The organism is Pseudomonas sp. O39 (assembly GCF_045447295.1).
GTDB classification, from domain to species: Bacteria; Pseudomonadota; Gammaproteobacteria; order Pseudomonadales; family Pseudomonadaceae; genus Aquipseudomonas; species Aquipseudomonas antarctica_A.
Genome location: NZ_JBJGXV010000006.1, coordinates 330123 through 338920 on the forward strand (window position 1 = coordinate 330123; position 8798 = coordinate 338920).

Below are 8798 nucleotides of genomic sequence, written 5' to 3' on the forward strand. Positions count from 1 at the left end.
CCTGATGCAGTACAATCGCGACTTTTAATCGCCAACCAGCCGGCCATTCCCATGATCGAACCCAAGCGCGTCCTGCGCGCCCTCGCCGAACACTGGGCCTTACTTGAGCCACTGTGCGAACACTTCGACCAAGGCACCTTGAGCCTTGGCGAGCTGCGCGCACAACTGGCCGCCCAACAACTGGACAGCACGCCCCAGGACATCACCAGCCTGCTGGACGTGTGGATTCGCCTGGATATCCTGGTGCCTGTCGCCAAGAGCCCGAACCGTTTCGAGCTCAATGCACAGATCCACGACTTCCTGGCGTATCTTCGCAAGGAGCACCGGCTTGGCCTGTGCCTGGAAATCGAAGCCTACCTGCGCCACCTCGAGCGCCTGGCCGGCTATATCCAGGACGCCTTCGACATCCGTGACGGCCACGACCTGGCCCGTCAACTGCGCCTGCTGGATATGCGCGTCCGCGATGTGCTGAAAAAACTCGCCAACGACGAACAGGCCCTCGCTGCCGTGGCCGACCGCGCCAAGACCAGCGACCGCCAGATCCCGTTGCGCCAGCGTTATGCCGAGGTATTGGCAACCTGGGACGAATACGTCGAACCGATGATCCAACTGGTGAACGCCGACGGCGCCTTCGAACAAGGCGTGCGCAAGGTCGAAAACGTACTGTTGCGCATGCTGACCGAGCAACAGCGCCTCGGCCACCTGGTCGACGACGACATGCTGTTGCGCACCCACGCGCGCATCCTCGAAATGCAGACCAGTGCCCAGTTGACCTTGCGTCATGCCCGCGAACTGCTGTTGCCGTTGCGTGAAGAAGCGCGTCGGCACAATGCCGTGACCCGTGGCGCGGCGTTGGCGCTATCGGCCATCCGCCGTAAAGGCCTGGACGCGGTGCCACAGGCAGCAATGCCGATGTTCACCCGGCCACAAAGCACCTTCCTCGGCAGCGCCAGCCAGGTCGAAGCGTATGTGTATGCCCTGGCGAATTTCGAGCCGAAACCGGCGCGGTTCCCCAAGGCGCACAAATCCCACAAGGGCGAAGCCCAGCGTGCACCGCGCACGGTCAAGGAAATGCTCGAGCGCTGCGAAGACGCGTTGCCGATGCCGGACCTGATGACCTGGCTGCTGGAGCAGGAGCCGGACGGAGCCACCGACGAATTGCTGTACTGGTTCTCGCGACTCTCACGCGAGAAACGTTTCAAGCGCGAACGCCTGGAACGCCGCGACTACCACACACACGAGCACCAGGTCAGCCTGCGCTCATTCGCCCTGCTCCCGGCTGGCACTGACGCCGTCGAGAATTCTGCGAGCACCCCCTATGCATCTTGATCTATCCGAACTGTCCCAGCTGGCGCCGATCTTTCGCGAGCTGTTCAAGGGTTATCACGTCAGCCGCCGTGACCCGGAGCTGTATGCGCAACTGTCGAACTTCCAGGACCAGTACCGCACCCTGTTCAAGGCCCTGGGCTTCGAGCTGGTATGCGATACGCGCGGTTTCTACTACTTCGTGCCGGACTCCGCCATTGCCAGCGCGCAGGTGAACAAGACCGCCCAGCGCCTGGCGTTGTTCACCTTCATCATCGTCGAGCATTTGGCCGACCAGGGCCGCGACCCGATCGCCGTGCTCGACGGTGGCAGCCTGGGCCGCGATGAATTGCCGTCGTTGCTGGAGAAGTACCGCGACCTGTTTATCCAGGCCGAAGTGCAGACCCAGGAAGAGCTCGAAGAAAAAATCATGCGCCGCATGACCCAACTGGGTTTTGCCAGCGAGGACAACGGCATCTATCGCTTCCTGCCGCCGATGCACCGATTCCTCGATGTGTGCCTCTCGGTGCAGCAGGACCGCGACCTTGCCGCCAGCGTGCACAGCGTGTTGCCATTGCCGGCGCCGGTGATCATCGATGATGACAGCGATGAAAAACTGCTCAAGACCGATGACCCCCTCGACCTGAGTGACTTCTCGGAAGAAAGCGAAGAAGACGCCCTGGCCCGTGCCATTGCCGAAGAACAGGAGACCGACGCATGAGTAAGGAACGCTACGGCATCCGCCGCTTCGCCCTATTGAACACCGCCGGTTACAGCCTGGGTTTGTTCCCACTGGAAGAGCCGCTGTCGGTGTACGGCGCGAACAACCTGGGTAAATCCGCTTCGATCAACGCCCTGCAGTTCCCGATTCTGGCACGCATGTCGGACATGAGTTTCGGCAAGTACACCCTGGAGCAATCGCGGCGCTTCTACTTTGCGACCGACACCAGCTACATCCTGGTGGAAGTCTCGCTGCCCCACGGCCCGCACGTGATCGGCGTGGTCGGGCGCGGCCCGGGCGGTGGTTTCGGTCACCAGTTCTTTGCCTATGCGGGCAAGCTGGACCTGGCCCACTACCAGAAAAACGACACCTGCCTGCGCCAGAAAGAGCTGTTCACCAACCTTGAACGCGAAGGCCTGAAAGCCTACGAACTCAAGCCGGATGAACTGCGCCGCTTGCTGGTAGGCGGCCACACGTCGGTGCCGCTGGACCTGACCCTGATTCCGCTGCGCTCCACCAGCGAACAGAGCCTGAAGACCTTCCGCGCGCTGTTTATCAACCTGCTGCACATGCGCGAAATCACCGCGGCCAAGCTCAAGCAACTGTTCCTGGATGCTTTCGAACACAGCCTGCGTTCCGGCAGTGTCGATTACATCGCGGCGTGCGAAGAAGCCTTCCGCGATGTGCGGCGCATGGAGCAGGATTACAACTCGCTGGTGGCCGCCGGGCCGTTGGTGGAAGCGCTCGCCAATGGCGTAAAACAGCGCGACATTTTGCGCGGCAAATTGCATCGCCTGTCGCCGCTGCTGGACTCGCTGCTCGGCACTTGGTCGGACTACGCCAGTGCGCGCAAGGAAGAACTGACGATCCAGGCCGAGCACTACCGCAACGAGCAGGACGCGCTGCAAAACGATCAGCGTGGCGGCACCCAGGAGCTGATGCGCCTGGAGCGGGAAATCAGCGGCATCCAGCGTTGGCTGGGCGAATTGTCCGTACTCAAGCATCGCTTTGCACTGGTGGATGACGTCAAGGTGCTGGAGCAGCAACTGCTGGCGGCCAAAGATGCCCACGATGAACTGGCGGGCGCCCTGGCGCAGTCGCGGCAGTTCAGCGCCGAGGATTTGGACGAGCGTTTGCGCGACCTGGAAAAACGCCTGAAGTCGGTCAAGCAGCAGCTCGACCACGCGGACAACAACAGCTACGCCAAACTGCGCGAAGAATTCTCACAGCAGGACGTCGAGCGCCTGATGCGTCTGTTCAACAGTTCGTTGTTCAGCCTGCCATTGGGCGAACACGGCATCACGCTGGATGAGGACGGCCAGTGGGTCAAATCCCTGGAGCAGATTCTCGACGGCTTCAAAGGCGAGCGTTTTGAAGTACCGGGGCTGTCCATCGACATCTCCCACATCGAACCACCTGCATTACAGGCGCTGGCGGATCGCGCGGCGTTGCGCGACCAGAAAGAGCGCCTGGAAAAAGAACTCAAGCAGCTCAAGACCCAACAGGCCGTAGCCTCTGACCGGGCGGCGAGCAAGACGCAGACCGAAGCGCTGTACCAGCAAGTGCTGGATGCGCAGAAGGCTTTGGAAGATTTCCGCCGCGCGCAAACCCTGAGTGCCGAGGAAGGCGAGAAACTGGAAAACCTGGCGCAGATGGAAGCGGCGCAGGATGAACTCAAGCGCTCCAGCGATGCGTTTACCGAGCGCGTCCAACAGCTGTCGGCCAAGCTGCAATTGGTCGGGCGTCAGATCGGCGATATGGAAGCCAAACAGCGCACGCTGGATGACGCGCTGCGCCGCCGTCAGTTACTGCCGGCGGACTTGCCGTTCGGCACGCCGTTCATGGACCCGGTCGACGACTCCATGGACAACTTGCTGCCGTTGCTCAACGACTATCAGGACAGCTGGCAAGGTTTGCTGCGCGCCGATGGCCAGATCGAAGCGCTTTACGCTCAGGTGCGCCTCAAGGGTGTGGCCAAGTTTGACAGCGAGGATGACGTAGAGCGTCGCCTGCAATTGCTGATCAACGCCTATGCGCACCGCACCGATGAAGCCCTGACGCTGGGCAAGGCACGCCGCGCAGCGGTCACCGATATCGCGCGGACCCTGCGCAATATCCGCAGCGACTACGACAGCCTGGAACACCAACTGGCCTTGTTCAACCGCGAGATCAACAAACGCCAGGTCTCCAACCTGCAGAGCTTCCGTATCGTGCTGGCGCCGAACAAGGAAGCCCTCAAGCATATCGACCAGATCATCCACAGTGCCGGTCAATATGAAGAAGGCGAAACCTTGTCGGTGTTCGACCTCAGCCAGAGCGCCGAGCAGGACAACAAGAACGAAGAGGCCAAGGAATACCTCGCACGCCTGGTGGCTGCCAACCATAACCAGTTGGGCCTCAAGGACCTGTTCGAGCTCGCGTTCGAAATCACCAAGGTGAACGGTCAGCCCGTGATTCACACCGACATTGATGGCGCGGCGTCGAACGGCACCACCATGACCATCAAGGCACTGACCAACATGTATTTGTTGCTGCACTTGATGGACCGTGACCAGGCCGGTCGCGTGCGCTTGCCGTACTACCTCGATGAAGCGGCAGACATCGACGAGAAGAACCAGGCGGCGCTGCTGGAAACCAGTTTGCAGCTGGGCTTTGTGCCGATCCTGGCCAGTGTGAAGCCGCAGGTGTCCGCCCAGGTGGCGATCGACCTGGAAGGCGGCAGCGGGCCGAATGGCATCTACATCGACGAGGCGGACTGGAAGTACATCCGTCGTCACGATGCGGTGAAGGCAACGGTGAATGTACAGGCGGATGAGCCGGAGTTGGATGCGGTTTAATCCACTGCGCTGAAATGCAAAAAGGCCGCGATCTTATGGATCGCGGCCTTTTTTTGCGGTGTTTTTGAGGGCCTCTTCGCGAGCAAGCCCGCTCCCACTTTTGACCGCGTTTATCCTGTAGGAACGCGATCGAATGTGGGAGCGGGCTTGCTCGCGAAGGCCGCGCCTCGGTTTATTTGCCGAGCGGGATTTTAGGCGCCCAAGTCAGCCATTCATCTTCGAACTTGTCGAACAACGGGAAGGTTTGCTGCGGACGGGCGGCGTTGCCCATACGCTCGCCATCTGGCGTCGCGAAGGCGATGCCGCCGGCAACGAGGGTTTCCAGGGATTCGGTGCGGACCGTCGCACCTTTGAACAGGCCGAAGTCGAGTCCAAAACCGCTGGTGTTCCAGAAGCGACTGCCACCACGCACCAGCGGCGCGTACTTGGGTTCGATCAGGATGTGGATCAGCACGCGGTCGGCGGTCTGGCCCAGCTCGTAGCCAGTGACTTTGCCGACGGTGACTTCGCGGTAAGTGACCGGAACGCCCTCTTTCAGCGAGCCACGACGTGCAGCGCTGAGTACCAAGCTGAGGCCTTCCTCCTGGTGAACCGCCTCCGGTGGCTTGTCCAATGCGACGAAGCTTTTTTGCGGCCCTAGGTTTTTCGCGGCGGGCAGCACTTCAATGTATTGGCCGGTTACCAGGGTTTCCAGGTTTGAGGTTTTCATCAAACCCAGCTCAGGCTTGACCACCCAGAACTGGCTGCCTGTGCGCGCGATCCGATCGGCCACTTGGGTAATACGGGCGCTGAGCAGCACTGACTGCATGTCGGCGCTGAGGTCGACGTGCTCGATCTTGCCCACATCCAGGCCTTTGAAGCGCACTGGCGTGCCCGCGCGCAAACCGTCGGCGCGATCAACCTTGATGGTCACGAGGGTGCCATGTTGATTGGCCGCTTCACGATCAGTGAACAGACGGAAACGCGGGATGCGTTTTTTCAGCGGCACATTCGGTTCCGGCGTTTCGAAGGCGATACCACCGGCCATCAGGCTGGCGAGGGATTCACTCTTAACCTGGATGCCGCCGGTGAGGCCGCCGGTCAGCGTGACGCCGCTGGCATTCCAGAAACGCGTCGAGCCGTTGACCAGGTTCTCGTATTCCTTCTCGATGTGAACACCGATGACCAGTTGTTTGTTCTTGCGCGAGAACTGGTAGCTCTGCACCGAACCCACTTTGACCTGCTTATAGAGGATCGGGCTGCCGACATCCAGGGAGCCAAGGTTGTCCGTGAACAGCACCATGTGCAGGCCTGGGGAACGCAGGTCCAACGGCGGCGCTTTGGCTCGGGCGACGAACTCACGTTGTGGTGCGCTGCCTTTGTCGCCGGGGCGGATGGCGATGTAGTTACCTTTGACCAGGGCTTCCAGGCCCGTGATGCCCGCCAGGGAGATGGACGGTTTGACCACCCAGAATTGGGTGTCCTGTACCAGGTAGTCTTCGGCGAGCGGATCGAGGGTCAGCTCGGCGTTGGCACTGGACAGGTCCGGGTCAATCTTCAGGGTTTTCAGGCTACCGACCTGGATGCCTTTGTACATGACCGGAGTACGCCCGGCTTGCAGGCCCTCGAAATCGGTGAGCTTGACCTTGACCTTGATGCCGGCTGCGGCGGCGTCGAAGTCCTCGTAGAGGCGAAACGGCAGGCTCGGGTCGGTCGGCGGGCTGTCCTTGCGATTCTCGGGTGTGGCGAACGCGATACCACCGGCGACGATGCTGGAGAGGGATTCGCTGCGCACTTTTACGCCGGAGAGGTTGGCGTCGATGCTGATGCCGCTGGCGTTCCAGAAACGTGTGTGTTTGCGCACCAGATTGGCGTAGGTCGGCTCGATGTAGACCTTGATCTCGACAGTGCTCTGGTCTTCGGACAGCAGGTAGCTTTTGACCTGACCGACCTGGATCTGTTTGTAGAACACCGGACTGCCACGGTTGAGCGAGCCAAGGCGATCGGCCTTGATGGTCAGGTGGAGGCCGGGCTTGGCATCGGACAAAGGCGGTTCTTCGGAGAGCGCTTTGAATTTGCGAGTGGGCTCGCCATCGCCAGGGCTGGCGGCAATGTAGTTACCCGAGACCAGGGTTTCCAGACCCGTAATGCCAGCGAGGCTGACGCTGGGTTTGACCAGCCAGAAACGGGTGTTGGTCTTAAGGTATTGCTCGACATCCTTGTTCATCTCAATGGTCGCGATCACACCGCGATTGCTGCCCTCGTCGTCCAGGGCCAGCGTCTTGACCTTGCCCACGGTCATGCCTTTGTAGACCACTTCGGTCTTGTTGACCTGGATGCCTTCGCCGCTTTCAAAGCGGACCTGGATCTCAATGCCTTGCTGGGAATAGGCGCGCCACCCTAGCCAGCCGCCAATAATCAGGGCGACCAATGGCAACACCCAAATGGCCGACCAATTGGAAGCTGGGCGGGTTTTAGCTTTTGGCAAATCACTCATGGTCGTCGTCCGACTCCGTGTTATCCCAAATCAGTCGGGGATCAAAAGTTACTGCGGCAAGCATCGTCAAGATCACCACACTGGCGAACGCTGCAGCGCCAAGATTGGCCTCGACACTGGCAAGTCGCCCAAAGTTAACAACCGCCACCAGGATGGCGATCACGAAGATATCCAGCATGGACCAGCGGCCAATGAATTCGATAAAGCGGTACATAACGATGCGTTGCTGCGCGGACAGCGGTTGGTGGCGCTGCACCGAGAACAGCAACAGGCCAATGCCTACCAGTTTGAATGTCGGCACCAGGATGCTGGCGATAAACACCACGGCAGCGATGGGAAACATACCGTGCTGTACCAGCTGAATCACCCCCGACATGATCGTACTGGGGTCGCCTTGGCCAAGGGAGCTGACGGTCATGATTGGCAACAGATTGGCGGGGATATACAAGATCGCCGCAGTGATCAGTAAGGCCCAGGTGCGCATGAGGCTGTTGGGGCGACGGGCATGGATCAGCGCACCGCAGCGCGTGCAGAGCTGCTCATCGGTATCGGCCTCTTGCTTGTTCAACTCGTGGCATTCGGTACAAATCAGAATGCCTGCATCAATCGCCCGCATGATCATCCTCTCCTGCCAATGCCTGCCAGATCTGGTGGGGCGACATCACCACCTCAAGCAGAACCTGAACGATTAATAGACTGACGAAGCAGGTCAGACCCAGGCCAATTGTGATAGAGGCCATGTCGGCGAGTTTAACGATCGCGACAAGCACACCCATCAAGTAGACCTCCAACATCCCCCAATCCTTCAAGTGATGGTAAATGCGATAGAGCAACAGCCCATAACTGCGCCCGATCTTCCAGCGAATGCTTAGCAGCACCGCTAATTGGCAGAGCAACTTGAGCAGGGGAATTCCCATGCTGCACAGGAATACGACAACCGCTACACCTTGCATACCGGTATCGAACAGGCCGACGACGCCACTCCACACGGTGTCCTCTGACGACTGCCCAAGTAGATTGAGCTGCATGATCGGTAAAAAGTTCGCAGGGATGTACAGCAACAGCGCGGCAATCACCAAGGCGAGGCTTCGCTCGACGACATTGTGGCGATGAGCATAGAGCTCGTAGCCGCAGCGCGGGCATTGAGCCTTTTCGCCCAGGGCGAGCGTTGGCTTGCGCATCAGCAAGTCGCACTCATGGCATGCCACCAGATCATCCAGTGGTAAATCCGACACCTCGGGGGTATCAACCGGATCGGGCATAGATAGGGCTCTAATTCTAAAAAAGGTTAGGTGCCTATTCTAATGGTCTGGTTCAGAAATAACTGTGCAAATTTGTCGGGAAGGATTGAGCGACTTATCGAAAAACATACGGGGCGATGCTGTATATGAGACAGCGTGCGTTCATGGTGAAGTGCATTGTGGATGCCGATAGCCCCTTTGCACTTTTCGACCGCCCA

Annotated in this window: 6 protein-coding genes; 3 read left to right on the forward strand and 3 right to left on the reverse strand. The window is 59.7% G+C overall.

What is annotated here, in order from left to right; translation table 11 throughout:
- Window positions 1–51 precede the first annotated feature (51 nt).
- Genes mksB through mksF form a run of 3 tightly spaced genes read left to right on the forward strand, consistent with a single transcriptional unit; the run spans window position 52 to window position 4863 of the window.
- Window positions 52–1329, forward strand: coding sequence for an Mks condensin complex protein MksB (gene mksB, locus ACI77D_RS12305; RefSeq protein WP_064450540.1), 1278 nt, complete (start codon window positions 52–54; stop codon window positions 1327–1329).
- A complete protein-coding gene (mksE, locus tag ACI77D_RS12310; RefSeq protein ID WP_064450539.1) occupies window positions 1319–2026 on the forward strand; it encodes an Mks condensin complex protein MksE in 708 nt (235 codons plus the stop codon). Before mksB ends, mksE begins: the two co-directional genes overlap by 11 nt.
- A complete protein-coding gene (gene mksF, locus ACI77D_RS12315; protein ID WP_064450538.1) occupies window positions 2023–4863 on the forward strand; it encodes an Mks condensin complex protein MksF in 2841 nt (946 codons plus the stop codon). Before mksE ends, mksF begins: the two co-directional genes overlap by 4 nt.
- Window positions 4864–5035: 172 nt before the next feature.
- Here the strand turns inward: mksF and ACI77D_RS12320 are convergent, their stop codons facing one another.
- Genes ACI77D_RS12320 through ACI77D_RS12330 form a run of 3 tightly spaced genes read right to left on the reverse strand, consistent with a single transcriptional unit; the run spans window position 5036 to window position 8601 of the window.
- Window positions 5036–7339 carry an MlaD family protein gene (locus ACI77D_RS12320; RefSeq protein ID WP_407016636.1) on the reverse strand — a complete coding sequence of 768 codons (2304 nt, stop codon included), beginning with the start codon at window positions 7337–7339 and terminating at the stop codon, window positions 5036–5038.
- A complete protein-coding gene (locus tag ACI77D_RS12325; RefSeq protein ID WP_221293826.1) occupies window positions 7332–7955 on the reverse strand; it encodes a paraquat-inducible protein A in 624 nt (207 codons plus the stop codon). Before ACI77D_RS12325 ends, ACI77D_RS12320 begins: the two co-directional genes overlap by 8 nt.
- Window positions 7942–8601: a paraquat-inducible protein A gene (locus ACI77D_RS12330; RefSeq protein ID WP_064450535.1), complete on the reverse strand. Its 660-nt coding sequence runs from the start codon at window positions 8599–8601 to the stop codon at window positions 7942–7944. The genes ACI77D_RS12325 and ACI77D_RS12330 overlap by 14 nt, the downstream gene beginning before the upstream one ends.
- Window positions 8602–8798 lie beyond the last annotated feature (197 nt).

Excerpts from the sequence above, each read along its gene's own strand:
- mksE (WP_064450539.1), top strand. The coding sequence starts at position 1,319 with ATGCATCTTGATCTATCCGAACTGTCCCAGCTGGCGCCGATCTTTCGC.
- mksF (WP_064450538.1), top strand. The coding sequence starts at position 2,023 with ATGAGTAAGGAACGCTACGGCATCCGCCGCTTCGCCCTATTGAACACC.
- ACI77D_RS12330 (WP_064450535.1), bottom strand. The coding sequence starts at position 8,601 with ATGCCCGATCCGGTTGATACCCCCGAGGTGTCGGATTTACCACTGGAT.
- ACI77D_RS12325 (WP_221293826.1), bottom strand. The coding sequence starts at position 7,955 with ATGCGGGCGATTGATGCAGGCATTCTGATTTGTACCGAATGCCACGAG.
- ACI77D_RS12320 (WP_407016636.1), bottom strand. The coding sequence starts at position 7,339 with ATGAGTGATTTGCCAAAAGCTAAAACCCGCCCAGCTTCCAATTGGTCG.
- mksB (WP_064450540.1), top strand. The coding sequence starts at position 52 with ATGATCGAACCCAAGCGCGTCCTGCGCGCCCTCGCCGAACACTGGGCC.